Consider the following 25,929-nt stretch of genomic DNA (forward strand, 5'->3'; position numbering starts at 1 on the left):
GTGTTATGGATTTAGTTTCGCGTGTGCAACGTCTACCCATTGGAAAATTCCACTATAGCCTACTGGTGGTGATTGGTTTGGGCTGGATGTTTGATGCCATGGATACAGGACTGATCTCCTTTATTTTGGCAAAAATGGCAGAAGACTGGAGCATGACCCCTGCCGAAAAAGGCATGGTGGTGTCAATTGGCTTTGTCGGAATGGCCATTGGCGCAGTCTTTTCAGGTGGTCTGGCCGATAAAATTGGACGTAAAACTGTATTTGCCACCACCTTGGTGATTTACAGTCTAGCTACTGCCGCTTGTGCCTTTGCACCGAATTTAACTTGGTTACTGGTCTTTCGCTTTATTGTCGGTTTAGGTTTGGGCGGGCAGCTTCCCGTAGCGGTGACTTTGGTCAGTGAATACATTCCTGCGCATGTGCGTGGGCGTTTTATTGTATTGCTGGAAAGTTTTTGGGGCTTGGGGTGGTTATGTGCGGCATTGGTTTCTTATTTTGTGATTCCAAAATTTGATTGGCATACAGCATTTTTAATCGGTGGTTTGCCTGCCTTATATGCCTTGGTTATCTGGAAAAAAGTCCCTGAATCTATCCCATATCTGATCAATCGTGGTCGTATTGCCGAAGCACATGCACTGGTACAAAAGTTTGAGCGTCAATGTGGGGTAGAAGTCATTGAACAGATTGAAGTTCAGCCTGTTGCCGCTAAACAGCATATCTCTTTTACCCAACTGTGGTCGGGGCCATTTGCACGCCGTAGTTTAATGCTGTGGCTGATTTGGTTTGGCATTGTCTATTCCTATTATGGCATTTTCACTTGGTTGCCTAGTCTGTTGGTGCAGCAAGGCTACAGCATCGTACAGTCATTTGAATATGTGTTGGGCATGATTTTGGCGCAATTACCCGGTTATATTGCAGCTGCTTGGCTGGTCGAAAAATTAGGGCGCAAAGCCACACTAGCTGGTTTTATTGGCATGTGTGCCGTATCGGCTTATTTCTTTGGTCAGGCCGACAGTGTAGCGATGATCATGTTCTGGGGTTGTTTGATGTCGTTCTTCAACTTGGGCGCATGGGGTGTGCTATACACTTATACTCCTGAACAATATCCAACCAATATTCGTGCTTTTGGTTCAGGTTGGGCCTCGGCGATTGGGCGTATGGGCGGTATTATCGCCCCAATGGTGGTCACACACATGATGGTCATGCAAAATGGCTTTAGTTATGTCTTTATGATGTTTACAGCGGTTTTATTGGCCGTTGCTTTGGTGATTGTAGTGTTGGGTGAAGAAACCAAAGGCAGAACTTTAGAGTCGATAGGTTTGTAAAATAACCACCAGCCATCGTATATTTTGCATTGCTGTTTTTTATAAAATGAATATTTTTACGGCATAAGACACAAATTGTCGCAGAGCATCCTTACTAGCCCTTGTGCAGGATGCTGCTGCGGCATAGCATAAGCCGATTGATACAAAAACAAATGATTTAGGACGACAGGTTTTATGACAAGCCTTGCGCATCATGCAACAGAAAACCGTTCCGTAGCAGAATTTACTGAACGTGCATACCTTAACTATGCCATGTACGTGATTATGGATCGTGCATTACCCCATATCAGCGATGGTTTGAAACCTGTACAACGCCGTATTGTGTACGCCATGAGTGAGCTTGGACTCAAGCACAGCGGCAAACCGAAAAAATCGGCCCGTACCGTAGGGGATGTATTGGGTAAATACCATCCACATGGTGATTATGCTTGTTATGAAGCTATGGTGTTGATGGCGCAGCCGTTCAGTTATCGTTACCCATTTATTGAAGGGCAGGGCAACTGGGGGTCACCCGATGATCCTAAATCCTTTGCCGCCATGCGTTATACCGAAGCCAAACTATCGCAATATAGTGAAGTACTTTTGGCGGAATTGGGGCAAGGTACTTGTGATTGGCAAGATAACTTTGATGGCTCATTAAAAGAACCTGTCAATTTGCCTGCGCGTGTACCGAATATTTTGCTTAACGGCACCACAGGTATTGCCGTGGGGATGGCGACCGATATTCCACCGCATAACTTGCGTGAAGTGGTGAAAGGCACAATTGCCCTGATTCGCAACCCAAATTTAACCGATGAAAAAGTCGCAGAATATATTCCTGCACCAGATTTACCTACCAAAGCTGAAATTATTACCCCGCCTGAAGAATTGCTGAAAATGCAAAGTACAGGTCGTGGTAGTTACCGTATGCGTGCGGTGTACAGCATCGAAAAAAATGAAATCGTAATTACCGAATTGCCGTATCAGGTTTCGGGTTCAAAAATCATTACCCAAATTGCCGATCAAATGCAGGCGAAAAAACTGCCGTTGGTGAGCGATGTGCGTGATGAATCCGACCATCAAAACCCAACCCGTTTGGTGATTGTACTGCGTTCCAACCGCATTGATGCCGAAGCGGTGATGAGTCACTTGTTTGCCACGACCGATTTAGAATCGAGCTATCGTGTCAATATGAACATGATTGGCGCAGATGGTCGTCCGCAGGTGAAATCGATTCGTCGTATTTTGCTGGAATGGATTGAGATTCGAAAAAATACCGTCACACGCCGTTTGCAATATCATCTCAATAAAATCGAAAAGCGATTGCACATTTTGGCAGGTTTGCTGATTGCCTATTTAGATATTGATACCGTGATTCGGATTATTCGTGAAGAAGATCATCCTAAAGCCGAGTTGATGGCGCATTTTGGTATTGATGAAATTCAGGCCGAAGCCATTTTGGAGTTAAAGCTACGCCATTTAGCCAAGCTTGAAGAAATGGAAATTCGCCGTGAACAAGAAGAATTAGAAGCACGTGCTGCCATTATTCGTGAACAATTGGCGAATCCTGAATCATTGAAAAACTTAATTATCAGTGAGTTGAAAGAAGACGCGAAAAAATTTGGTGATGATCGTCGTTCACCGATTGTATTGCGTGCCGAAGCGACTGCAATTAATGAACAAGATATGCTACCTGCCGACCCTGTGACGGTGGTGTTGTCTGAAGCAGGCTGGATTCGTTGTGCCAAAGGGCATGAGGTCGATGCGGAAAATCTAAACTTCCGTGCGGGTGATCAATATCTCAGTCATGCACAAGGCAAATCCAATCAGCGCGTTTATATTTTAGATGATACGGGACGCAGTTATGCGTTGCCAATTAATAGCTTGCCTTCGGCACGTGGCTTGGGAGAACCATTAAGTTCAAAACTCGCTCCTGCCAGTGGCGTTGGCTTTAAACAATTACTGATTGCCGATGATGAAGCTGAAATTTTAGCAGCCAGCAGTAAAGGTTACGGCTTTAAAACACAGGCCAAACAGCTAGATACCAATGCCAAAGCAGGTAAAGCATTCCTGTCTTTGCCCGAACAATCGACAGTGATGAACTTGCAAATGATTGAACACGCGAGTCATGTTGCACTGCTCAGTTCAGCAGGGCGTTTACTGGTGATTGAGCTGTCAGAATTGCCAGTTTTGAATAAAGGTAAAGGTAATAAATTGATACAACTTGAGGAAAAAGATCATTTGGTGTCTATGTTACTTTTAAGTTTAGATGAAACAATTCAAGTATTTGCAGGACAGCAACAACTCAAACTCAAAGGTGACGATTTGCTGAAGTATGTGGCGAAGCGCGGCACGAAAGGTCAGCTCCTACCACGTGGTTACCAAAAAGCAAATAAACTGTTAATTCAAAGATAATACTAGCGTTTTTTAAGCAAAATACGTTATATATGGTTTGTGTTCGTGAAAATGGATGCAATACAGGACATAAACAAGCAAAGAACGACGTCTTGTATTGAGAAAAATAGTTTAAAACTAAGGATTACTGATTGGAGAAATTGGCATTATGGAAAAGATTTGGTTTGCTGAATACCAAAAGAGAGGAATTCCAGAAACTGTAGAACTGCCTGCAGAAAATACGTCACTCGTAGACATTTTTGAACGTAATTTCCAAAAATTTGGTTCACGTGATGCCTTTATCTTTATGGATAAGGTTTTAAGCTTTAGTGAACTAGAAGAAGCTAGCCGTAAATTTGCAACTTATTTACAAAGTTTAGGTTTGGCACCGGGCTCGCGTGTTGCGGTGATGATGCCGAACGTACTTCAATATCCTGTGGTTGCACTGGGGGTGTTCCGCGCAGGTTTAGTATTGGTGAACGTGAACCCACTTTATACTTCACGTGAGTTAGAGCATCAATTAAATGACTCTGGTTCTGAAGTTTTAGTCATTATTGAAAACTTTGCATCCGTTTATCAGGCGATTATTGGTAAAACTCCTGTGAAGCATGTTGTTGTTGCTTCTGTGGGCGATATGCTAGGTGCATTAAAAGGCACGTTGGTGAATTTTGTTTTACGTTCAGTGCGTAAGCAAATTCCTGCATGGAACATTCCGGGTCACGTTAAATTTAACGCAGCAATGTCTAAAGTAAGCCCAAGCAACTACAAACGCCCAAGCTTAACTTTAAGTGATACGGCTGTGTTGCAATACACGGGTGGTACAACAGGTGTATCTAAGGGTGCAGAATTAACACACCGCAACCTTGTGGCAAACATGCTGCAATGTGATGGTATTTTCCAGAGTAAATTCGGTGCACAAGATGGTCAGCCAGATGACCGTATTTTCTGTGCATTGCCGCTGTATCACATCTTTGCATTCATGGTGTGTGCGCTTTACGGCATGTACAAAGGTCAGGCAAACGTCTTAATTCCAAACCCGCGTGATTTACCTGCGGTAATGAAAGAATTACGTAAATATCAACCGACTTTCTTCCCTGCGGTGAATACCTTATTCAATGCACTTGTGAACAATGAAGAGTTTAAACAGCTTGATCACAGCCGATTGAAAATGGCGATGGGTGGGGGTATGGCCGTATTGCCTTCAACTGCTGAAGCATGGAAAAAAGTCACAGGCACCAACATTATTGAAGGTTATGGCTTGTCTGAGACTTCACCTGTGGCAACGGCTAACCCACCTACATCTGACGAATTTAGTGGTACGATTGGTATTCCATTGCCATTAACTGAAGTGGCTATTTTGGATGATGACGGCAATGAAGTTGCGCTAGGTGAGCAAGGTGAAATTTCAATCCGTGGTCCACAAGTCATGAAAGGCTATTGGAACCGTCCAGATGAAACCGATAAAGTGATGATTAATGGTTTCTTCCGTACAGGTGACATTGGTGTCATGGATTCACGCGGCTATGTGAAAATTGTAGACCGTAAAAAAGACATGATTTTGGTATCAGGCTTTAACGTTTATCCATCTGAAATTGAAGAAGTGATTGCGAAGCATCCGAAAGTCTTGGAAGTAGCAGCAATTGGTGTGCCAGATGAAAAATCAGGTGAAGTACCTAAATTATTCGTTGTGAAAAAAGATCCATCTTTAACGACTGAAGAAGTTTTGGCATTCGCAAAAGAAAACTTAACTGGCTATAAACGTCCACGTTATGTGGAGTTTATGGATGAATTGCCAAAATCAAACGTAGGTAAAATTTTGCGTAAAGATTTGCGTAAAACTGCGTAATTCATTCTGCTTTGAAACACAAACGCCTCTGAAAACTCAGGGGCGTTTTTTTTATGCTTATAAAATAGATAGCTTCTTGTTCAATACAGACGAAGTGTCAACAGACCTTATTCTTTCATCAACCAACGGTCAAAGTAACGACGCCCAACACCCACAATACCCAAGAAAATAAACATCGCACCAAATTGGCGGCTAAAACCTGATTGATTAAAACTGCCATAACTTAAAATATTATCAATTAAGCAATACACCACAATCACAATAATCCAGTGCCAGAGCGGTAAGCGCTTAATCCCTACCGCATAAAACGCCACCCAAAGTACAACGAAGGTAAAAATGGTCGACCATACGTTCATGTTGGCGCAAATCACCATCAATAAAAATGCCACAATAGGCAACACAATTTTTAAAACACGATCCACTCGCAGTTGATGTTGGCGCTGCTTTTCAAGTACATCTAACATTTCCTTTTGATCTGGGCTGACCATACTGGATCCTTTATACAATTGCTTAAAACATGCTATTTAACAAAATTTATTCAAGAAATGCCATGTTATGATAAGTTCTCAATACAGTTTATGAGAAAAAATTGATGCAAAGCATAAGTGGAATTGTTTATCTAATTATAATTGCTTGCTTATTGCCGTATGTCTTTGCTGTTGTCGCAAAAATGGCAGGCGGCTTTAAACGTGAAGATAACCAAAATCCACGTGAATTTTTAGCCAAAACCACAGGTTTTGCTGCACGTGCTAACGCCGTACAGCAAAACAGTTTTGAAAGCCTGCCTTTATTTATTGCTGCAGTGCTCATGGCGGAATATATGGTCATCCCACAAGTGGTGGTGATGATGTTTGGTATTGCTTATATTGTGCTGCGCATTATTTATGGAATTTGTTATTTAGCCAATTGGGCGACGCTGCGTTCAATTGTTTGGATGCTGTCTTTACTTTGTCCAATTTGTATTTTGCTGATGGTGATTAAACTGACCTGATCAAGTCATGTCTGAAAATATGTATTTTTGCCTTGCAGATGTATAATCGCGCAGTAATTCAGGACAGAAAACCGTTATAATTGACGCGGTTTTAAAAAGATTTAACTTGTTTAAGAGTGATGCTATGAGCTACAGCAATATCCCTGCGGGTAAAGATGCACCAAATGACATCTATGTGATCATTGAAATTCCTGCCAATGCAGCGCCAATCAAATACGAAATTGACAAAGATTCTGATGCATTATTTGTAGACCGTTTCATGGGTACAGCAATGTTCTACCCAGCGAACTACGGTTATGTACCAAATACACTTTCATTGGATGGTGATCCGCTAGACGTATTGGTTGTGACCCCACACCCAGTAGAGCCAGGTTCTGTGATTCGTTGCCGCCCAGTGGGTAAATTGAACATGGAAGATGACGGTGGTGTTGATGCGAAATTGGTCGCAGTTCCGCACGAAAAATTAACCCCAATTTATAAAGATGTTCAAGAATATACTGATCTTCCACCATTATTGATCAGCCAAATTGAACACTTCTTCCAACACTATAAAGACTTAGAGCCAGGCAAATGGGTTAAGTTAAGTGGTTGGGAAGGTGCTGATGTTGCGAAACAAGAAGTATTGAACTCAATTGAAGGCTACAAAGCTGCAAATCCATAATTTGCGTAGCCTGTTCAGCATTCAAATGAAAGCTGAAATGTAAAAAAACCTGCACATATTCTGTGCAGGTTTTTTATTGGTTTTGCTATTCCGAGAAATTAGAATAATTTCACAGGAATATCTAACCAGATACGCCATTCGTTGGTTGAGCCAATAGCATTACTGACGTAATTTCCTTTCGCATTGTTATACGTATCGCTTGCACGTAAGTAAGAGTTACGTAAGCGTAAGCTTGCATCTTTCAACGCACCCGATTGAACCGTATATTTCACTTGGTTAAAGAATTCATGTTCTTCAGCTTGGTCGATAATTTGTGCTGGATTATTTTTTTCGGCTACATCAATATCCCAACCATAAACGAATGCTGTTGTCCAGTTTAGACCTGGGAGACCATGGTTTTTAAAATTATAGTTGTACTGTAAGCCAACAGATTTTTCATCGTTACCATTAAAGTCGGATAAGTATGAGTTTGGTACATAAATGCTTTGTAGACCATCTGCGTTGTAAGCATAGTCGTAACCTATGTTGCCCGCATTATCTTGGTACGCAAGCATCAAATTGTGTGCGTCCCTGTTATAGCTTGCAGATACACCCCAAATCGAGTTAGTCAATTCTTCAGTTTCACTGCGTGGATCAGTTGTTTCTGCTCCAACTTTCCATTTGGTATTGTAACCCATTGCATCTAAAGTTACGCTCGCACCATTTGCTGTAGGGAAGCTATAATTCACATTCCCATAGTGACGATCTAATTTATCTTTAACGTCTACCCCATAATAAGAGGCATTAACTTGGTCGTTAAACTTGTATTTCGCGCCCCAGAAAATAGCACTGTCCAAATTTTGTTGGTCTGAGCTGATGTCATTTGACCATTGGTTTTTAGTGAATTTACCACCGATTAACGTCAAGTCTTTAATTTCGTTACTTTCAATATAAAGACCAGTGTAGTACTCAGGGGTTAAACGAGCAGTATTGCTTGCAATTACTGGAATTTCAGATACTTGCGTACCATATTTAGCTGTTGTGTTTGATACGCGTGCTTTGACATAAGCACCACCACGTGCCCAGTGGTCATAAGCAGAACCATCGTTGTGGAGTGGAATCATTTGGTTGCCAGTATTTCTGTTTTCACCTAATTTGAATGAAGCATCACCAATGATACCTGCACCAAAACCAACAATACCTTTAGTAAAGCCAGAATCTAGATTGATCATTGCTGTTTGAGCCGCAGAGCTTGTATCGTTTGTAAGTCCATCTTTTTTATCACGATTCAAATAACCTGTACGGAATAAAACCGAACCGTTTGCGTCTTCTACAAAGCCTTTAGATTCACTTTGTTCGCTAGCAAATGCAGTTGAAACAAGCGCTGCGTTGATCAGCAACGCAAGTGTTAATTTTTTAGATTGCAGCATTGGGAGATGGCCTCATGCAGTAAATGTGTAGTTGAAACGTAGGCGAATTGTATCGCTATTTATGCGCGAAAATATCACTTTTAAAGCACTTATGACACTAAAGTTAAGCATTTTTTCGATAAACTGTGGGGTCATTAAAAATATCGACTTTTCAAAAGTTGAATAAATATTTTATTTTTTAGTAAAAACATAAACATATTTAAAACTTACTGAGTCACTGAAACATAGCCAAATACAGCGCATCTGCAACTAGTACATTAAAAATACAGTTTATTCAATTTTTCAACAGCTTGGTGTGTGATCAAAGCGCATAAGGCACAGCATAAATTTTAAAATAGGGTGAAGTTTTCCTGTGAAATGGTTATCTATGAAGTCGAATTTTGGGCAAGAGATAAGTGGGGAAATAAATTTATGAATCTTTATTTGAATTAAGAGTATAAAAATTACATTTTATTTAAGCTTTGAGTAATAGCTTTTGGCTATTACGGATTTCATGTGAAACATCGGTGTTAAGTTTTGGCATTACGATGAAAACAGAACTGTTTAAGCAGATATTTTATACATAACTTTTATATGGTCGTTGGCTTGCGAAAATTAAAATTGATCTATCGTTTTGGTCATTGAATTATTTTTGATGTGAAGATTGAAGTGTCGCGTCGTATATTGATGTCAAATTTTGGTGCAGAAATCTAGTGCAGTTTAGGACAGGATTTCTGTCTGTTCACTGAGTTTTGATAGTTGATGGCGTAAGGATGAACAGGATAGGCCTGACTTTCTATTTTTTGATCAGGATAGGCTTGTGATTCTTGACTGCACTTTTTTAGGTATGTGATTTAGCTTTATTGCTATGCAAGGATGCAAAAAATAATCATAGCACTGTGTAAATTCATGTTTTAAAGTGCAGTGGTTATAAGAAGAGTGTTGATGTAAATCAAAATTTACTCCAATCAAAATAAAAAACACACTAAAAATAATTGATGTATAACAATATCTTAGGTTTGTATTTTTGCATTTTAAATGCCAAATCTCTGTTCTGAATTTTAGCGTTGGCATAGGGTTTGCAATTCCCTCAATGAGTCAAACAAAAATAGACAAAGGCATCTCATCCGATGCAGGGGGAATCTAAAATGAAATTCGTACTTCAAACACTTTCTTTGGCGATGGTCGCAGCCACATCAAGCCTCAGCTTTGCTGCAGAAAATGCGACAGGCATGTCGTTTAGCGGGACAGCAGCCTTAACCAGTGATTATCGTTATCGCGGTTTAACTCAAACCTTTAATGATCCCGCAGTGCAAGCAGGTTTTGCTCTCAGCCATGATTCTGGCGTGTATGCAGGCGTGTGGGGTTCCAATGTCGATTTTGGTGGTACGGCACATTTAGAGCTTGACCCTTATATTGGCTATACCACAAGCCTAGATTATTTTGCCAGCAAACCTGTTTTGGATGTGGGTTTGTGGTATTACGCCTACCCAAGTGAGAGCGATTTAAACTGGCTTGAAGTCTATGCAAAATTAGGTTTTAGCGATGTTTTATTTAAAGATGCCAGCTTATTGACCGCAATCAACTATTCCAATGATTTCTTGGGTGTTGACACCGATGCCTGGTATTTCAATGCCACTTATACCGCACCCATTGGAAGTACCGGCTTTTCTGGGGTGGCTGGATTAGGTTACACCCAAGCAGATGACGTTGATTTTGGGGATAATAGTGACAGCTATGTAGATTGGAAAGTCGGTGTAAGCTATAACTTTGCTTCAGTTGAAGGTTTATCTGCTGAATTGGCTGCTGTAGGAACTGATATTGATACCGATGGTTTTTCGCATGCGGCAAAGCGTGGCGTTGAAACAGGAGCTGTATTTACTTTAACTAAAGCCTTCTAAAGATACGGCTACGACGATAAATAAAAGCTCCAGTTAGGAGTGAAACTTAAAACAATAAAAACAACTCGCCCATTGTACAGGCATGGCAATGGGCTATTTTCATCTCTTAGACTTTTAATCAGATTCTTAATCGAACTCTTAATTAGACTTTCAATCAGGCTTCATGGGCACGATAAGACAGTGCTTCACTCAAATGTGGACTTTGAATCTGTTCACTTTGGGCTAAATCTGCAATGGTGCGTGCCACTCGTAACACCCGATGATACGCACGTGCCGATAAGTTCAAACGCTGCTGCGCAATGGCTAAAATATTTTGCGCAGTATCATCTAAATGTGCAAATTGCTCTAATTGTTTGGGACTGAGCGCCATGTTTAAACACTCTTGTCGTTGCAATTGTCGTGTATATGCTTGAATGACACGGCTTCGCACGGTTTCAGAATTTTCCACTGGTCGGGTATCCTGTAATTCATGTGCTTGCAGAGGTGGTACATCAATGTGTAAGTCGATACGATCCAACAACGGTCCTGAAATACGGTTTTGATAGCGTTTAATACTTTCTGCAGAACACTGACAGCGCACATCCTGATTAAAAGCATAACCACAAGGACAAGGATTCATGGCAGCAATCAGTTGAAAGTTGGCTGGGAAGGTAATTTGCCGAGAGGCGCGGGAAATCACAATTTCTTTGGACTCTAAAGGTTGGCGCAGTACTTCTAACACTTTTTTATCAAATTCAGGCAGTTCATCTAAAAATAAAACACCTAAATGTGCCAAGGTAATTTCACCTGGTTTGGGATATGAGCCTCCACCGACCAAGGCTACAGCAGAAGCGGTATGGTGCGGTGCACGAAAGGGACGCTGTCCAAACGTATGCGGGCTATTCGCCACAGAATAGATGCTGGCAACTTCTAAATTTTCCTGCATATTCAATGGCGGTAAAATACTGGAAAGCCTAGATGCCAATAAGGTTTTGCCTGTACCGGGTGGGCCTTTGAATAGCAATGAATGTCCACCTGCAGCCGCAATTTCCAAAGCACGTCGTGGGCGCAACTGTCCTTTAACATCGACTAAATCAAAGGCGGAATGTGATAACTGTGGTTGGGCAGTCGCGGTGACTTTATCTAAAGGCTGGCTTTGTGCCAAATGTTCGCAAACTTGTTTTAAATGTGTGGCGGCAAAGACTTCAAAGTCAGGCAATTGAGCAGCTTCTTGTGCATTTTGTTCAGGTAAAACCAAACAATGCTGTGCCTGTTGGCAGGCAATCGCAATACTGAGTGTGCCTGTGGTGGGGCGCAATTGACCATCTAAAGCCAATTCTCCAATAAACTCTAAACCTTCAGTGCTTTGTTCGGGCAACTGTCCCGAAGCAATTAAAATGCCTAAAGCAATGGCTAAGTCCAAACGCGAACCATCTTTGGGCAAGTCGGCAGGTGCTAAATTAATGGTCAGACGTTTGGTCGGAAATTGAAAACCACTATTAATAATGGCAGAGCGTACCCGATCTTTACTTTCACGCACGGCAGCTTCGGCTAGACCGACAATGGTTAAAGAAGGTAAACCTTGACTCAGATGGACTTCAACTTCAATTGCAGGGGCGTGCAAGCCGAGCAGCCCCCGCGTATACACTTTGGCAAAAGACATTTTTATAATGATCCGTTTTGGTGCGTTATTTTTATAATGTTTATTTTTTGTTTTTATGCACTCAATTGGTGCTTATTTTTTGAGTTGAATTTTCTGTTCCAGTGCTTCAACCTGTTTTAACAATTCATTTAAACGTAAGTTGGCATTATTGAGCGCAGTACGTTGGCGGTCTAGCTCATCTTGCGAGACCAAATCCATTTTGGTGACCGCTTCATTGAGCAAAGCACGTAAATTATGTTCTAAATCTTTTTTAGGTTGTTCAACTTGTTCCAAAATGGCTTGTAATAAAGTTTCAATCATTGTTGTTTCCACAAAGATGGAGAAAATGGAGGCAGTGTAGCACTGGTCTTGAATAGACTATAGCATTTCAGACGAAATATGGATTTATTCGATGAGTAAAATCGTAAATCTTCTAGTAAATATGTCTATTTTTTGAAGATCAAAACCATATAAATGTATAAAATAAGGTATAAAGAAAACTCATGTCACGGTTTCTAATTTCCCCCGACCTTAGAACTTTGGCATGGAATTTGAACATAAAACCTTACTGGTGAATTAAGCCGAAGGAAAACACACATGAAGCTCGTAACTGCAATTGTAAAACCCTTTAAATTAGATGATGTGCGTGAAGCATTATCTGAAATTGGTGTTCAAGGGATCACCGTAACAGAAGTCAAAGGCTTCGGTCGCCAAAAAGGTCATACCGAACTTTATCGTGGCGCTGAATACGTCGTTGACTTTTTGCCTAAAGTTAAAATTGAAATCGCAATTAGCGATGAAATGGTGGATTCGGTGATTGAGTCAATCACTCGTGTTGCTAGTACAGGCAAGATTGGTGATGGCAAAATCTTTGTGACTAACCTCGAACAAGTCATCCGTATTCGTACAGGTGAAACGGGTGCAGACGCTGTTTAAGAAAATGGCACGAAGTTTGCTGAGTACCTAATAACTCACAAAAACAAAGGTCGGGGGACACAAATGAAAAAAATGCTACTCGCGCTGAGTCTATCAGGCGCACTTCTTGGTGGTTCTGTTGCTTGGGCTGAAGAAGCCGTAACAGCCACCGCACCAACTTCAGATGTTGCAGTGCTTGAAACTGCCGAAACATCTCCTATCGAAACAACAAATGCAACAGAAGTTGCAGCTGTAGCAGAAGTCAGCACGCCCGAAGCTGCTGAACCTGAAGCTGTATTAGATACAGGCGATACCGCTTGGATTTTAGTTTCGACTGCTTTAGTTTTACTCATGACCATTCCTGGTTTGGCACTATTTTATGGCGGTATGGTACGCAAGAAAAACGTACTCAATACTATGGCTTATAGCTTTGTAGCAGCAGCCGTGGTCAGTATTGCCTGGGTGGCAGTGGGCTATAGTTTGGCTTTTGGTGAAGGTAATGCCTTTATTGGTGGTCTAGACAAAGTCATGCTGGCAGGCATTGGTACCGATGCGCTCAGTGGCAGTATTCCTGAAATTCTATTTGTGATATTTCAAATGACCTTTGCCATCATTACTGTGGCAATTATCAGTGGTTCAATTGCAGAACGAATGAAGTTTGGTGCCTTTGTTGCCTTTATCGCGATTTGGGTGGTCGTGGTCTACGCACCAATTACCCACTGGGTATGGGGTGGTGGTTGGTTAGGCAATGATGGTGCTCTCGACTTTGCTGGTGGTACTGTTGTTCATATTAACTCGGGTGTTGCAGGTTTAGTTGCTGCATACATGTTGGGCAAACGTATGGGCTTGGGCCGTGAATCTATGGCTCCGCACAACCTGACTTTGACTGTACTGGGTGCAAGTTTACTCTGGGTGGGCTGGTTTGGTTTCAACGGTGGTTCTGCTTTAGGCGCGAATGGTGCAGCGGGTTATGCCTTAGTTGTGACTCAAGTGGCAGCCGCAGCCGCAGCAATTGCATGGCTTGTAGCAGAAAAACTGGTACGTGGTAAAGGTTCTGTATTAGGTGCTGCATCGGGTGCAGTTGCAGGTTTGGTCGTGATTACGCCAGCAGCAGGTTTTGTGACTGTCGGTGGTGCATTAGCGATGGGTTTAATTGGTGGTGTGGTCTGTTTCTGGGGGATTACTGCCTTAAAACGCGCTCTGAAAGCCGATGACTCTTTAGATGCCTTTGGATTACATGGTGTAGGTGGTATTGTTGGTGCAGTTTTAACCGCCTTTTTTGCCAGCGAGTTTATTATGGGCGATGCTGCACCAAGCAACCTAATGAGCCAACTTTGGGTGCAAGTTGAAGGCGTATTAGCGACCATTGCTTACTCAGCTGTACTGACTTTCATCATCTTAAAAGTAATTGATCTAACCATCGGTATTCGTGTGGCTGCAGAAGATGAGCGTATGGGACTCGACTTAAGCCAACATGGTGAGCGTGTCGAATAATCCACACAGCACATAATCAATATATTGTGTAAAACAGCCCTTTGGGGCTGTTTTTTTTCTATATATTGCGTAAAACTCTACAAAGTTTAGAAATTTTGCTACACTGCATTTTCATTCAAATTTGTGCAATTTAACCGCTATGCATTGTCCATTTTGCAACGCTGCAGACAGTAAAGTGATTGACTCACGTTTGGCGGCAGAAGGCTGCCAAATTCGCCGACGTCGTGAGTGTATTGGCTGTGGTGAACGCTTTACCACTTTTGAAAGTTATGAAGTCGTCATGCCACGTGTGATTAAATCGGATGGGAAAAGTGAACCCTTCGATGAGGCCAAGCTGCGTCGTTCACTGATGCATGCTTTACAAAAGCGTCCTGTGACCCAAGAGCAAATAGAAACTGTACTCAGCGACATCCAATTACAAATTCGCCGTTTGGGTGAGCGCGATGTGAAATCACGTACCATTGGTGAAATTGTCATGCAGGCCTTATTTGCACTGGATCATGTGGCGTATGTCCGTTTTGCTTCGGTGTATCAAGACTTTCAGGATGTCGAAGCGTTTCGTCGTCAAATTGAACAAATGCAGTTACGTGAGCAATAAATCCTCATGTCAGCAAAAAGCACACAACATCTGAATATGACTGAATCTACTTCCAATTTACCACCCGACGATCTTTTTTGGATGCGTCGTGCGATTGAGTTGGCACGTTTGGGGCAATACAGTACCAAACCTAATCCAAATGTCGGCTGTGTGATTGTTAAAGATGCGCAATTATTGGGCGAAGGTTATCATCCGCGTGCAGGACAACCGCATGCCGAAGTCTTTGCTTTGCGTCAGGCAGGTGAACAGGCACGTGGTGCAACTGCCTATGTAACTTTGGAGCCGTGTGCGCACTATGGACGCACACCACCTTGTGCCAAAGCATTGGTTGATGCAGGCGTGGCTAAAGTGGTGGTGGCATGTCCAGACCCAAATCCATTGGTGGCAGGCAAGGGCGTTCAGATTTTAAAGGATGCAGGCATTCAGGTGGATGTCGGTGTGGCAGAAGCTGAAGCGCGTCAGTTAAATTTAGGCTTTTTAAAAGCCATGGCTACGGGCATGCCCTATGTGCGTTTAAAAGTAGCTTCAAGTTTGGATGGTCGCACGGCAATGGCTTCGGGTGAATCCAAATGGATCACAGGCACGGCTGCACGTGCCGATGTGCAGCATTGGCGGGCAATTTCTGCTGCAGTATTAACGGGGATCGACACGTTACTGGCCGATGACTGTCTGCTTAATGTACGCCACTTAGAGGGTGTAGATGACATCCACAGCGTAGTACAACCCAAACGGATTATTTTAGATCGCCAAGGTCGTTTGCCTTTGAGCGCACAAATTTTGCAGCAGCCTGAAACGGTGATGGTGATGGGACCGTATCGTGCAGAGTTGGCTGCTTTGGGCGTGTTACAATTGGAACCGCAACCTTTAGCCACCTTACTTGCCCAATTGGTACAGCAATATCAAATTTATGATGTGTTGGTTGAAGCGGGAGCAACCTTATCGACTGCTTTCTTACAGGAAGGTTGGGTCGATGAAGTGATCAGCTATGTGGCACCTACATTGTTAGGGCGCTCGGCTCGTGCCATGTTTAATGCAGAATTTGAACAGATGGCAGAGCAACTTCGATTTAAACTTTGCGACGTCACTCAATTGGGTGATGACGTGCGCCTTAGGTTAATTCCTTCTCAAGAGACACTATGAGTTCAGAGTCAACGGTTTATCACAAACGTCGTCATGCGGCACGCACCACTGATGAATACTTATTCCATCAGTTAGTGCCTTATTTGGGCAATAAACGCCGTTTACTGCATCTGATTTTAGAAGCACTTGAACAGACAGGAACGCTACATCCTAAAAATGGTCGTGCGCCAATTTTTGCTGACTTCTTTGCAGGCTCAGGGGTGGTATCACGTTTGGCGCGCCAAAATGGTTATCGGGTGATTGCCAATGATTGGGAACCGTACAGCCATGCCTTAAACCATGCGATTTTGGCCAGTACTGAAGCGCCTGCGTTTAAAGAATTAGGCGGCTATCAAAAAGCCATTGATTATTTGAACCGTTTGCCTGAAGTCAAAGGCTGGGTGACGCATAATTTGTGTCCGCGCAATGACGAGATTTATGACCCAAGTCGTGACCGTTTGTTCTTTAAACGTCGAAACGGCATGCGCATAGATGCGATTCGTCAGCAAATTGCTACGTGGCAAGCGCAGGGCGCCATTGATGATGTTGAGATGTCGGCATTGTTGGCACCGTTGTTGTACTCTGCCAGTTTTGTCAGCAATACCAGTGGGGTGTTTAAAAGCTTCCACCACGGCTGGGGTGGCAAAACTCAAACCGCACTCGAACGAATTGAATCATTATTGTGGCTCACGCCAAGTCGTTTTTGTGACATTGGTGAACCGAATAAACCCGCTGCAGAAATGTGGTGTGTTGATGCACAGCATCTGGCTAATCAAATGAGTGGTTTTGAGGTTGATGTCGCGTATTTGGACCCTCCATATAACCAACATGCCTATAGCAGTAACTATCATGTTTTAAATGCTTTAACGCTGTGGGATCAGGTCGATTTACCCACTCCAGACACCAAAGGCTTTAAAAGTGGTATTGACCGTGCGTGGCGTAAGGAACGTCCAAGTCCATACAACTCTTCCAAGTATGCCAAAGAGGCTTATGAAACCTTATTGGAAACCATCAATGCACGTTTTATTCTGACCAGCTATTCTACCGATGGTAATATCAGTGCCACAGACTTGCTACAAGCTAACTTAAAGCGTGGCCGAGTGGCATTATTGACCCAAGATGTACCACGTTATCGCGTGAGTAAACAGCGTCAGTCTGAACGTGCGCGCGTGCTGGAATTTATTGTGATTACCGACACCCATGCCAAATCAGGCCCACCAATCCGTCAGTTGCTGGGTCAGTTGTACCATTTTGCAGAATTGGGCGGTGTCGATACCTCAGGGGTGAGTACCCAATTGGCGTTGTGGTAAATCCACAAATCCTCAGTGAATGAGAGAAAAGATTATGTTTACAGGCATTATTGAAAGTTTAGGTAAAGTAGAAAGCCTGCAAAGTGTGGGCGGTGATGTACGTTTGCGTATTCAGACTGATTTAGATATGTCAGATGTGCATTTGGGTGACTCGATTGCCACCAATGGTATTTGTCTAACCGTGATTGAGTGGGGCGATAACTGGTATGCGGCAGATGTGTCGCGTGAAAGTCTGAACCGCACCACTTTAGGTACATGGAAAGTCGGTCAACCTGTCAATGTTGAAAAGGCCATGCTGCCAACCACACGTTTTGGCGGGCATATCGTGAGTGGGCATGTAGATGCCGTGGGTGAAATTACCGTGGTGCGTGAAGATGCACGCTCGATTTACTATGAAGTAACTGCACCTGCTGAAATTGCTAAATATTTGGCAGAAAAAGGCTCGGTGACGGTAGATGGTATTAGCCTGACCATTAACCATTTATGTGGCAGCATCATTAGCCTAAATTTAATTCCGCACACGGCCGAACGCACCAATATTGGCACTTGGAAAGTCGGCAGCAAAGTCAATTTAGAAGTGGATGTATTGGCACGCTATATTGAGCGTTTGCTATTGGGTGATAAAGCTGCAGAAACCACACAGCAATCCAAAATCAGCATGGAATTTTTGGCTGAAAATGGCTTTTTAAAATAAGCACAACACCGTTAAATCTAAACAGTCTGATTGAAAAATTAGACTGTTTTTTTATTTTTAGGGATAATTCAGCCTAATAAAGTCATTTTTTCATCATGGATGATGCATTGGTTTATTGTAGATGATTGATATTTTAATGAATTTGGAATACTGGCTGCCCATATTACTCGATAATTATGGGGTGTGGATTTATGCCATTTTGTTTCTGATCATTTTTGCAGAAACTGGTTCCGTGTTTATGTTCTTTTTGCCAGGTGACAGCTTGCTGATCGCCATTGGTGCGTTGTGTTCTACCACAGACGTGGTGCATTTGCACTATATGGGCATTTTACTTTTTGTTGCTGCAGTCTTAGGGTATAGCGTCAACTATTACACTGGACGAATTCTAGGTGTGAAGTATTTTCATCAACATTCACGTTATTTCAAACCTGAATATATTGTAAAAACTAACCATTATTTTATGAAACATGGCGGCAAAACTATTTTAATGGCGCGTTTTATACCGTTTGTACGTTCATTTGCACCCTTTGCGGCAGGGTCTGGGCACATGCCTTTGGCGACTTTTAGTTTTTATAATGTGGTGGGTGCTGCCGTGTGGGTTTTTTCTTTAATGGCAATAGGTTATGGTTTGGGCAATATTTTGTCTTGGTTGGGTGATTGGATTTAATTCCTAATGTTTCCTATTTTCTTATTCTAAATCCACAGCGATAACTCAAAAAACTGATTGACGACCACAAAAAAGCCCACCGAGTGGACTTTTGGTCTGGTTTAGTTTTAGTGTTTGGTGACAATTAATTCTGTGCCACCCAAGCGCGAGCTAAAAGTATCGTTTGTTTGAATTGAAAACTTACCCTTTTCCGCTTCTTTAGACAAATAAATGCTTAATGATTGGAAATCTGCACGACTGATCCATAAATCCTGAGCACGAATACTGCACTGTTCGCCCGTATTAAGATGGTCGATTTTGCCTGAAATTTTCGTCAAGATATCCATTTGAAACCCGAGATTGTCAAAGTTATTAAAGAAGATAAAAGCTGAAAATTCAACTTTTTCTGGATGACAATCATGAGACAAAATTATTTCATTTTGATGACACTTGATTTAAGGCTATGCGCGAATAGGGGGTAAAAGTAAATTTATTCTTTAGAAAAACTTGAATTTTTTAAGATATAGTCAATTTCTTCTTGGGCTGCGGCATGCAGTCGCGCACGAAAGACCGTGACCGCCTGCTCAATTTGAGTTTCGGCTTCTAGCTCTAAACGCAAACGTACACTTTCAAGTTCAGAGCTAATTTTATCATCATTTACTGCAGTTGCTGCTTGGTTAAAAGTCACTGCAGGTAATTCAGGATTTTGCTCGTAACGCGCCGTATAGTTTGAAATTTCCTGATCCAGACTTTGACGCATCAGCTCAAGTACTTGAGTTTGTTCTGCGAAGCGTTGTACTTCATCTTGTTGTAACTGTGCAGCATAAGCGGCTTGTTCTGCACGACGCTGTTCTAATTTGAGTTCAAGTGCCAATTGGCGACGTTGGCGTGCTTCTTCAATCAAACGTGCTTTTAGGTCAGCATAGGCTTGTTCAATTTTTTCCTGTGATTGTTGCTGAGCACGCTGATCTTCTGCAATCCACTGGTGTAATTGTGTTTCAGGTTGCAAGACCTCACAAATTCGATGCAGATCATCCATAAATGTCTGGCGCACAGCCTGAGGCGCGGTTAACCAGCGCTGTTTAAAATCTGAGCCGACATTTAAAGTCACTGTATCTCTCCTTATTTCGAGCTATATTTTTAAAAAAAATTTTTAAAATTAAAGCTTAAACGTCTGTGGTTCTATGCCCAAACGTCGATATTGTTTGAATTTTTCACGTCCAAGCACTTTTGCTGCTTCGTGATTTTCAATAATCTCAATAATGTGACTAAATTTTGCATAGGCTTCAAGTGCCTGACTGTTAAAATTAAACACAATCCAGTCTGATTGCTGCGGTAGTTCGGCTGAAATACATACGCTAGCCTGTTTTTGGTTAATACCATGCGGAATGAAACTACTGGCATCAAAACTCCACAGACGTTCATCCAATATTTGCTGTAATTCTGGGTCAGTGCAATGCAGCCAAATGCGCGCCTGCTGCCGCAAAATTTTGCGGCATAAGCGGCAAGTGCTTTCCACCTGCCGCTCTGGACTTTTTTCAAACAAATAAAAGCTGACTTTAGCCATTATTGCTTGCACGTTGCGCGAGGAACTGCATCAATAACGGTACAGGACGACCTGTTGCGCCTTTATTGGTGCCTGAATTCCATGCAGTGCCTGCAATGTCTAGGTGTGCCCAACGGTAGTCACGGGTAAAGCGTTGCAAGAAGCATGCTGCAGTCACTGCGCCTGCTTTAGGCCCACCAATATTGCCAATATCGGCAAATGGTGAATCCAGTTGTTCTTGATAATCGTCAATCACGGGCATACGCCATACACGGTCAAATGCGGTGTGTCCCGCAGTCTCCAATTCCGCCGCAAGTTGGTCATCTGGGGTAAACATGCCTGTGAGTACCGAACCCAATGCAACTACGCAAGCGCCTGTTAACGTCGCAATATCAATTACCAAAGCAGGGTTGAAGCGTTTTACATAGGTCAGGGTATCGCACAGCACCAAACGACCTTCGGCATCGGTATTTAAAATTTCGATGGTTTGACCGCTCATACTGGTCACAATATCACCTGGGCGAGTGGCTTTGCCTGAAGGCATGTTTTCTGCAGCGGCAATCGTGCCGACCACATGGATAGGTAAACGTGCTTCACATAGCGCGCGCATGGTGCCTAAGACTGAGGCAGAACCACACATATCAAATTTCATTTCGTCCATGCCTAAGCCAGGTTTGAGTGAAATGCCGCCAGTATCGAAAGTAATCCCTTTACCGACTAAGACCACAGGTGCTTCGTCACGCTGCGCTTGGTATTCAAGGCTAATGATGCGCCCAGGACGGTCTGAACCCTGACTGACTGCAAGGAATGCACCCATGCCCAATTCGGCCATTTCTGCTTCATCTAAAATAGTGACTTTGAGCAGATCTGGGTATTCTGCCGCAAGTGCTTGAGCTTGTTCTGCCAAATATTCAGGGAAACAAATATTGCCCGGACGGTTGCCCAAGTCGCGTGCCATGTTTTGACCCGATTGCATGGCTTCAATTAACTGCAACTGATCGGCAGTCAGTGAGCTTTCCTTGGCAATTAAGTGGATCTGTTCAAGCTGAAATTCATTCTTTTTGCTTTTATATTCATCAAAAGCATAGGCTGCTTGGGTCAAGCTGAGTGCAAATACATAATGTAACTCGCTAGGCAGAGCAGACAAGTCAAGGCTGATCTGTTTAAATTTTTTTTGTGAAGATTTGATAATGCTTTGTGCAATTTTTGCCAGCTTTGCGGCTGGTAATTCTTCAGTTTTCCCCAAACCGATCAAGTTGCAATTGGCACATTCGGCAACACTACCCAGCAAACTTAAACTTTCATTGAAGCCTGCTTTAAATTGTGTTGCATGAATAATGCTGTCTAAATCTTTGATTTGATAAGCAGCAGTTGCTTGTAGCACATGTTCTGCAGCCACTAAAATTGACAAAGATTCACTCGCGCTGTGTTCTTGGAATGCGGGACTTAAGCTAAATTTAATCACTGGATTTTATGCCTATCTAGATGTGCAAACTATACAACCATTGAAACATTTTTATGCGTCGAGTTTCAATGTATAACAAGGCGATAGGTTTTATATTTTCAACATTCAGGTAAACTAACGCGAATTGGATTCCCTCACATTTTGGAAGAAATAATTTGATTATTCGGCGTTATTTGGTCAAGCAAGTTGTGTCGACATCCTTGGTTGTGATTGCCTTACTGACTTTGATCATGATGGGTGGTCGCTTGATCAAGTATTTTGGCGTAGCGGCACAAGGGCGTTTGGATGCGAGTATTTTATTCAGCATCATTGGCTATCGCTTGCCTGAATTTTTGACGCTGATCTTACCTTTGGGCTTCTTTATTGGTTTGATGCTGGTCTTTGGTCGTTTATATGTCGATCATGAAATGGCAGTGCTCAACAGCAGTGGCGTGAGCCGGCATCAACTGGCACGTTTATTGGTGCCAATGACGCTAGGATTTTTGATCTTCCAAGGCTTTTTAATGCTGTGGGCATCACCGTGGGGACTGCGTCAGTTCGAAGCACTGACCACCAGTCAGGCAGTACGCACAGGTTTTGATTTGGTGCGACCCAAAGAATTTATTTCTTCAGGGCCATATACCATTTACGCAGGCGATCTGTCCGAAGATCGTAAAAACCTGAAAGATATTTTCTTTTATCAACGTGCAGAAAAAGCAGGTCGTCCTGATGTCATGATTCTAGCAAAAGAAGCGACACGGGTAGAGCTGGAAAATGATCCTGCCAATGTGGTGGATTTGGTCGAAGGGCGTCGTTATGAAATATTTCCGGGCACAGCCAAATATTCACAGGCAGAATTCCAAAGTTATCGTTTACGTTTAGAGAATGACAAAGAAGCTAAATTTGAAAGTGCCGAAGTAGAAGCCTTAACCACCTCGCAACTTTGGAAAAACCGTGCAGACCCTGTGGTCGCAAGTGAACTGGGATGGCGTATTTTTGTGCCTTTTGCGATTGTGGTGGCGTTGTTTTTAGCCGTGGCATTGTCAGAAGTTAGTCCGCGTCAGGGGCGTTATTTAAAACTGTTTCCTGCCTTGTTAATTTTCGCCAGTTTGATTGTGGCGCTCATGGCGGTTAAAACCCGTATCAGCAAACAAGAAATGGGCATGATTGCTTATCCGTTGGTGTTGTTGGCTTATGCGATTGCGGCAGCCTTGTTCTCACGTAAACAAAAACTAGCACCTAAAATTAAGCAGCAAATTCAGCGAGTGAGGTCTTAAGATGTTGGCACGTCGTATAGTTGCAAAACACGTCATCAAGACCACTGCACTGGCTATGTTTGGTGCAACGGCAATTTTGTCTGGTTTGCAGGTGTTGTTTACCTATTTAGGCGAATTGGGTTCACTCAATGAAAACTATAGTGCATGGCAGGCATTGCTGTATGTATTGTGGGGTGCGCCAAATTATCTCTATGAAATTTTGCCGATTTCTGCCTTGATTGGCGCAGTGTTAGGCTTGGGTACGTTGGCATCCAACAGCGAATTGATTGTGATGCGTTCTGCAGGGATTAGCCTGTGGCGTATTGTGGGATGGGTGATTCGTTCCGCCATGGTATTGGTACTGCTGTCTTTTGTGCTCAGTGAATGGGTGATTCCATACACCAATGAACAAGCCAAAAGTGTTAAAAGTCACCGTAGCGTCGCTGAGCTGGGTGAAGTTCGTGGCTATTGGTCGCGCGAAGGCAATCGTTTTATTTATATTGACTACGCCAATGCCCAAGGGCAGCTCAAAAATGTACAAGTGGTCGATTTTGATGATAATTATCGCTTGCGTGGTACATTGTCTGCAGATCAGGGACAGTTTGTTAAAGACGGTAGTTGGTTGCTCAATCAAACTGAACAGATGGATATTTTGCAGGCGGGCAACGCGACTTTAGCTAAAAACAGCGAACAGGCTTTGGCTTTAGCATTGCAACCGAAATATGTGCACATGGTCACCATCGACCCTGAAGATTTATCCCCAAGTCAATTGGTCAGTTTCATGAGTTATATGCATGAATACAGCCAAGTACCCAAAACCTACCAACTGGCGTTCTGGCAAAAACTTGGTGCACCCTTTGCGCTGATTGCTTTGGTGGTGATTGCTTGCTCCTTTATTTTTGGGCCGTTACGTCAGCAATCTATGGGTTTCCGTTTGGTGATTGCTTTATTTGTCGGCTTAACCTTCTTTTATTTACAGGATTTCTTGGGCTATGCCAGCTTGGTCTATGCACCATCGCCTGCGTGGTTCGTATTTATTCCTATTATTCTGATGTTTGTCATCGGCGGTTACTTACTGCATCGTGCGCGTTAAGTGCGGGCCGATGCTGCTGCTTTTTCCGTATGATTGGGTAAACCTATCTGAATCAGTGGCGGAAACCATCTTCTGAACATAGAGTCTTGACGCAAAATTCGTTAAGATAGCATGATTAATTTGTAGACGAAAAAGAGTATTGATTATGGCGGATGCAACTGCTGGCAAAATCCCTCACGTATTGGTGATTATGGATGGTGTGGGTCATCGCGAAGCGGTCGAAGACAACGCGTTTTTAGCAGCGAAACGACCAAATTTGACTGCTATGCAGGAAAAGCATCCGCATGGTTTGATCTCTGGTTCAGGTGAAGATGTGGGCTTGCCAGATGGTCAAATGGGTAACTCTGAAGTTGGTCACATGAACTTGGGTGCAGGACGTGTGTTGTACCAAGACTTTACCCGTATTACCAAAGACATTCGTACAGGCGCTTTCTTTGAACATGAAGTGTTGGTCGATGCGGTAGAAAAAGCCAAAGCAGCCAACGGTGCAGTGCATCTGCTTGGTTTATTGTCTGAAGGCGGTGTGCATTCGCATGAAGATCATATCGTGGCGATGGCAGAATTGGCATTAAAACGTGGTGCAAAAGTTTATCTACATGCCTTTTTAGATGGCCGTGATACGCCACCAAAAAGCGCGCAGCCTTCTTTGGAAAAACTGGACGCATTATTTGCACAATATCCAAATCAAGGTCGTATTGCCAGCCTGATTGGTCGCTACTATGCGATGGATCGTGACAACCGTTGGGATCGTGTAGAACAAGCCTATCGTCTACTTACCGAAGGTGAGGCAGTACGCACTGCGGCAACTGCGGTTGAAGGCTTGGGAGCGGCTTATGCGGCAGATGAAAGCGACGAGTTTGTTAAAGCCACCCGTATTGGTGAAATTGCCAAAATTCAAGATGGCGACAGCGTGGTGTTTATGAACTTCCGTGCTGACCGTGCACGTGAATTGACCAAAGCCTTTGTGGAACAGGATTTTGCTGGTTTTGAACGTAAAGTTGTGCCGCAATTATCTAAATTTGTGATGCTGACCCGTTATCAAGCCAGCATTGCTGCGCCAGTGGCGTACATGCCAGAAGATTTGAAAAACTCGATTGGTGAATATTTATCAGACTTGGGCAAAACACAATTGCGTATTGCTGAAACTGAAAAATACGCACACGTGACGTTCTTCTTTAGTGGTGGTCGTGAAGATGAATATCCGGGTGAAAAACGTATCCTGATTCCATCGCCAAACGTAGCAACCTACGACTTAAAACCTGAAATGAGCGCTTATGAAGTGACTGATGAACTGGTTGCAGCCATTAATTCAGGTGAATATGATTTGTTGGTGGTGAACTATGCCAATGGCGATATGGTCGGTCATACTGGTGTGTTTGATGCAGCTGTCAAAGCAGTGGAAGCAGTAGATACCTGTTTGGGTCGTGTCTATGAAGCGGTGATGGCGAAACAAGGTCACATGATTATTACAGCTGATCATGGTAACGTCGAGCAAATGCAAGACTATGACAGTGGTCAGGTACATACTCAGCACACCACTGAATTGGTGCCATTCATTTATGTAGGCCCAACTCAGGCCACCATTTTGGAAGGTGGTGTGTTGGCAGATGTTGCACCAACTTTATTGAATTTGATGCAATTGCCAGTGCCAGCAGATATGCAAGGTCGCAACTTAATTCGCTTACAGGCATAACCCTCGATACAGGTA

At 43.0% G+C, this 25,929-nt stretch carries 24 protein-coding genes; 16 read left to right on the plus strand and 8 right to left on the minus strand.

All coding sequences use genetic code 11. The features are described 5' to 3' along the window. The first annotated feature begins 5 nt into the window (after positions 1 to 5). The 3 genes from FTV43_RS03490 to FTV43_RS03500 all read left to right on the plus strand — a co-directional run bounded on the left by FTV43_RS03490 (position 6) and on the right by FTV43_RS03500 (position 5,544). Complete coding sequence (locus FTV43_RS03490; RefSeq protein WP_104852902.1) at positions 6 to 1,325, plus strand: MFS transporter; 1,320 nt, start codon at positions 6 to 8, stop codon at positions 1,323 to 1,325. Between the two features lie 174 nt (positions 1,326 to 1,499). Further along, complete coding sequence (parC, locus tag FTV43_RS03495; RefSeq protein WP_179994883.1) at positions 1,500 to 3,719, plus strand: DNA topoisomerase IV subunit A; 2,220 nt, start codon at positions 1,500 to 1,502, stop codon at positions 3,717 to 3,719. A 148-nt stretch (positions 3,720 to 3,867) separates the two neighbouring features. Next, a complete protein-coding gene (locus FTV43_RS03500; protein WP_179994884.1) occupies positions 3,868 to 5,544 on the plus strand; it encodes an AMP-binding protein in 1,677 nt (558 codons plus the stop codon). Between the two features lie 107 nt (positions 5,545 to 5,651). Here FTV43_RS03500 and FTV43_RS03505 read toward each other — a convergent pair whose 3' ends face one another. Next, positions 5,652 to 6,032 carry a hypothetical protein gene (locus FTV43_RS03505; RefSeq protein ID WP_004975646.1) on the minus strand — a complete coding sequence of 127 codons (381 nt, stop codon included), beginning with the start codon at positions 6,030 to 6,032 and terminating at the stop codon, positions 5,652 to 5,654. A gap of 104 nt (positions 6,033 to 6,136) precedes the next feature. On the opposite strand from FTV43_RS03505, the gene FTV43_RS03510 reads away from it, so the two are divergent. After that, positions 6,137 to 6,535, plus strand: a complete 399-nt coding sequence (locus FTV43_RS03510) for an MAPEG family protein (RefSeq protein WP_096902243.1) — start codon at positions 6,137 to 6,139, stop codon at positions 6,533 to 6,535. Positions 6,536 to 6,659: 124 nt separating this feature from the next. After that, on the plus strand, positions 6,660 to 7,196 hold the full coding sequence (gene ppa / locus FTV43_RS03515; protein WP_019838157.1) for an inorganic diphosphatase: 537 nt from the start codon (positions 6,660 to 6,662) through the stop codon (positions 7,194 to 7,196). A 98-nt stretch (positions 7,197 to 7,294) separates the two neighbouring features. On the opposite strand, the gene FTV43_RS03520 is transcribed toward ppa, so the two are convergent. After that, entirely contained in the window at positions 7,295 to 8,605 is a 1,311-nt protein-coding gene (locus tag FTV43_RS03520) for an OprD family outer membrane porin (RefSeq protein WP_179994885.1), read from the minus strand. Between the two features lie 1,127 nt (positions 8,606 to 9,732). On the opposite strand from FTV43_RS03520, the gene FTV43_RS03525 reads away from it, so the two are divergent. Then, positions 9,733 to 10,485: a TorF family putative porin gene (locus FTV43_RS03525; protein WP_179994886.1), complete on the plus strand. Its 753-nt coding sequence runs from the start codon at positions 9,733 to 9,735 to the stop codon at positions 10,483 to 10,485. 154 nt (positions 10,486 to 10,639) lie between these two features. Here FTV43_RS03525 and FTV43_RS03530 read toward each other — a convergent pair whose 3' ends face one another. After that, positions 10,640 to 12,127, minus strand: coding sequence for a YifB family Mg chelatase-like AAA ATPase (locus FTV43_RS03530; RefSeq protein ID WP_179993474.1), 1,488 nt, complete (start codon positions 12,125 to 12,127; stop codon positions 10,640 to 10,642). Between the two features lie 72 nt (positions 12,128 to 12,199). Further along, positions 12,200 to 12,427, minus strand: a complete 228-nt coding sequence (locus FTV43_RS03535) for an accessory factor UbiK family protein (RefSeq protein WP_096902239.1) — start codon at positions 12,425 to 12,427, stop codon at positions 12,200 to 12,202. Positions 12,428 to 12,703: 276 nt separating this feature from the next. Between FTV43_RS03535 and glnK the strand changes: the two genes are divergently transcribed. From glnK to FTV43_RS03570, 7 genes are all read left to right on the plus strand, one after another. Next, the gene (gene glnK / locus FTV43_RS03540) at positions 12,704 to 13,042 is read left to right on the plus strand and encodes a P-II family nitrogen regulator (protein ID WP_004650081.1); all 339 of its coding nucleotides are present in this window, start codon (positions 12,704 to 12,706) and stop codon (positions 13,040 to 13,042) included. A gap of 63 nt (positions 13,043 to 13,105) precedes the next feature. Next, on the plus strand, positions 13,106 to 14,515 hold the full coding sequence (locus FTV43_RS03545; RefSeq protein ID WP_179994887.1) for an ammonium transporter: 1,410 nt from the start codon (positions 13,106 to 13,108) through the stop codon (positions 14,513 to 14,515). Positions 14,516 to 14,654: 139 nt separating this feature from the next. After that, complete coding sequence (gene nrdR / locus FTV43_RS03550) at positions 14,655 to 15,113, plus strand: transcriptional regulator NrdR (protein WP_004975665.1); 459 nt, start codon at positions 14,655 to 14,657, stop codon at positions 15,111 to 15,113. A 36-nt stretch (positions 15,114 to 15,149) separates the two neighbouring features. Beyond that, positions 15,150 to 16,253, plus strand: a complete 1,104-nt coding sequence (gene ribD, locus FTV43_RS03555; RefSeq protein WP_179994981.1) for a bifunctional diaminohydroxyphosphoribosylaminopyrimidine deaminase/5-amino-6-(5-phosphoribosylamino)uracil reductase RibD — start codon at positions 15,150 to 15,152, stop codon at positions 16,251 to 16,253. Further along, positions 16,250 to 17,542, plus strand: coding sequence for a DNA adenine methylase (locus tag FTV43_RS03560; protein WP_179994888.1), 1,293 nt, complete (start codon positions 16,250 to 16,252; stop codon positions 17,540 to 17,542). The genes ribD and FTV43_RS03560 overlap by 4 nt, the downstream gene beginning before the upstream one ends. A 34-nt stretch (positions 17,543 to 17,576) precedes the next feature. Next, positions 17,577 to 18,236 (plus strand): riboflavin synthase, encoded by a 660-nt coding sequence (locus tag FTV43_RS03565; RefSeq protein WP_179994889.1) that lies wholly within the window; start codon positions 17,577 to 17,579, stop codon positions 18,234 to 18,236. Positions 18,237 to 18,357: 121 nt separating this feature from the next. Next, a complete protein-coding gene (locus FTV43_RS03570) occupies positions 18,358 to 18,903 on the plus strand; it encodes a VTT domain-containing protein (protein ID WP_179994890.1) in 546 nt (181 codons plus the stop codon). 107 nt (positions 18,904 to 19,010) lie between these two features. Here FTV43_RS03570 and FTV43_RS03575 read toward each other — a convergent pair whose 3' ends face one another. The 4 genes from FTV43_RS03575 to FTV43_RS03590 all read right to left on the minus strand — a co-directional run bounded on the left by FTV43_RS03575 (position 19,011) and on the right by FTV43_RS03590 (position 21,890). Then, positions 19,011 to 19,229 carry a hypothetical protein gene (locus FTV43_RS03575; RefSeq protein ID WP_026438238.1) on the minus strand — a complete coding sequence of 73 codons (219 nt, stop codon included), beginning with the start codon at positions 19,227 to 19,229 and terminating at the stop codon, positions 19,011 to 19,013. 143 nt (positions 19,230 to 19,372) lie between these two features. Beyond that, complete coding sequence (locus FTV43_RS03580; RefSeq protein WP_179994891.1) at positions 19,373 to 19,993, minus strand: hypothetical protein; 621 nt, start codon at positions 19,991 to 19,993, stop codon at positions 19,373 to 19,375. Between the two features lie 48 nt (positions 19,994 to 20,041). After that, a complete protein-coding gene (locus FTV43_RS03585; RefSeq protein ID WP_179994892.1) occupies positions 20,042 to 20,449 on the minus strand; it encodes a DNA polymerase III subunit chi in 408 nt (135 codons plus the stop codon). After that, a complete protein-coding gene (locus tag FTV43_RS03590) occupies positions 20,442 to 21,890 on the minus strand; it encodes a leucyl aminopeptidase (RefSeq protein WP_179994982.1) in 1,449 nt (482 codons plus the stop codon). Before FTV43_RS03590 ends, FTV43_RS03585 begins: the two co-directional genes overlap by 8 nt. 158 nt (positions 21,891 to 22,048) lie before the next feature. On the opposite strand from FTV43_RS03590, the gene lptF reads away from it, so the two are divergent. The 3 genes from lptF (at position 22,049) to gpmI (ending at position 25,914) form a co-directional block, all read left to right on the plus strand. Beyond that, a complete protein-coding gene (gene lptF, locus FTV43_RS03595) occupies positions 22,049 to 23,149 on the plus strand; it encodes an LPS export ABC transporter permease LptF (protein ID WP_179994893.1) in 1,101 nt (366 codons plus the stop codon). 1 nt (position 23,150) lies between these two features. Beyond that, a complete protein-coding gene (gene lptG, locus FTV43_RS03600) occupies positions 23,151 to 24,221 on the plus strand; it encodes an LPS export ABC transporter permease LptG (RefSeq protein ID WP_179994894.1) in 1,071 nt (356 codons plus the stop codon). Between the two features lie 145 nt (positions 24,222 to 24,366). Beyond that, positions 24,367 to 25,914: a 2,3-bisphosphoglycerate-independent phosphoglycerate mutase gene (gene gpmI / locus FTV43_RS03605; RefSeq protein WP_179994895.1), complete on the plus strand. Its 1,548-nt coding sequence runs from the start codon at positions 24,367 to 24,369 to the stop codon at positions 25,912 to 25,914. Positions 25,915 to 25,929 lie beyond the last annotated feature (15 nt).

Origin of the sequence: Acinetobacter sp. YH16053 (assembly GCF_013417035.1) — a bacterium.
Lineage (GTDB): Bacteria > Pseudomonadota > Gammaproteobacteria > Pseudomonadales > Moraxellaceae > Acinetobacter > Acinetobacter towneri.

Bases quoted from the DNA above. Each gene is read 5' to 3' on its own strand.
- ribD (WP_179994981.1), top strand. From the start codon at position 15,150: ATGACTGAATCTACTTCCAATTTACCACCCGACGATCTTTTTTGGATG.
- FTV43_RS03535 (WP_096902239.1), bottom strand. From the start codon at position 12,427: ATGATTGAAACTTTATTACAAGCCATTTTGGAACAAGTTGAACAACCT.
- lptG (WP_179994894.1), top strand. From the start codon at position 23,151: ATGTTGGCACGTCGTATAGTTGCAAAACACGTCATCAAGACCACTGCA.
- glnK (WP_004650081.1), top strand. From the start codon at position 12,704: ATGAAGCTCGTAACTGCAATTGTAAAACCCTTTAAATTAGATGATGTG.
- FTV43_RS03560 (WP_179994888.1), top strand. From the start codon at position 16,250: ATGAGTTCAGAGTCAACGGTTTATCACAAACGTCGTCATGCGGCACGC.
- parC (WP_179994883.1), top strand. From the start codon at position 1,500: ATGACAAGCCTTGCGCATCATGCAACAGAAAACCGTTCCGTAGCAGAA.
- ppa (WP_019838157.1), top strand. From the start codon at position 6,660: ATGAGCTACAGCAATATCCCTGCGGGTAAAGATGCACCAAATGACATC.
- FTV43_RS03530 (WP_179993474.1), bottom strand. From the start codon at position 12,127: ATGTCTTTTGCCAAAGTGTATACGCGGGGGCTGCTCGGCTTGCACGCC.
- FTV43_RS03545 (WP_179994887.1), top strand. From the start codon at position 13,106: ATGAAAAAAATGCTACTCGCGCTGAGTCTATCAGGCGCACTTCTTGGT.
- FTV43_RS03585 (WP_179994892.1), bottom strand. From the start codon at position 20,449: ATGGCTAAAGTCAGCTTTTATTTGTTTGAAAAAAGTCCAGAGCGGCAG.
- FTV43_RS03520 (WP_179994885.1), bottom strand. From the start codon at position 8,605: ATGCTGCAATCTAAAAAATTAACACTTGCGTTGCTGATCAACGCAGCG.
- FTV43_RS03505 (WP_004975646.1), bottom strand. From the start codon at position 6,032: ATGGTCAGCCCAGATCAAAAGGAAATGTTAGATGTACTTGAAAAGCAG.
- FTV43_RS03575 (WP_026438238.1), bottom strand. From the start codon at position 19,229: ATGGATATCTTGACGAAAATTTCAGGCAAAATCGACCATCTTAATACG.
- nrdR (WP_004975665.1), top strand. From the start codon at position 14,655: ATGCATTGTCCATTTTGCAACGCTGCAGACAGTAAAGTGATTGACTCA.
- FTV43_RS03525 (WP_179994886.1), top strand. From the start codon at position 9,733: ATGAAATTCGTACTTCAAACACTTTCTTTGGCGATGGTCGCAGCCACA.
- gpmI (WP_179994895.1), top strand. From the start codon at position 24,367: ATGGCGGATGCAACTGCTGGCAAAATCCCTCACGTATTGGTGATTATG.
- FTV43_RS03565 (WP_179994889.1), top strand. From the start codon at position 17,577: ATGTTTACAGGCATTATTGAAAGTTTAGGTAAAGTAGAAAGCCTGCAA.
- FTV43_RS03490 (WP_104852902.1), top strand. From the start codon at position 6: ATGGATTTAGTTTCGCGTGTGCAACGTCTACCCATTGGAAAATTCCAC.
- FTV43_RS03570 (WP_179994890.1), top strand. From the start codon at position 18,358: ATGATTGATATTTTAATGAATTTGGAATACTGGCTGCCCATATTACTC.
- FTV43_RS03500 (WP_179994884.1), top strand. From the start codon at position 3,868: ATGGAAAAGATTTGGTTTGCTGAATACCAAAAGAGAGGAATTCCAGAA.
- FTV43_RS03510 (WP_096902243.1), top strand. From the start codon at position 6,137: ATGCAAAGCATAAGTGGAATTGTTTATCTAATTATAATTGCTTGCTTA.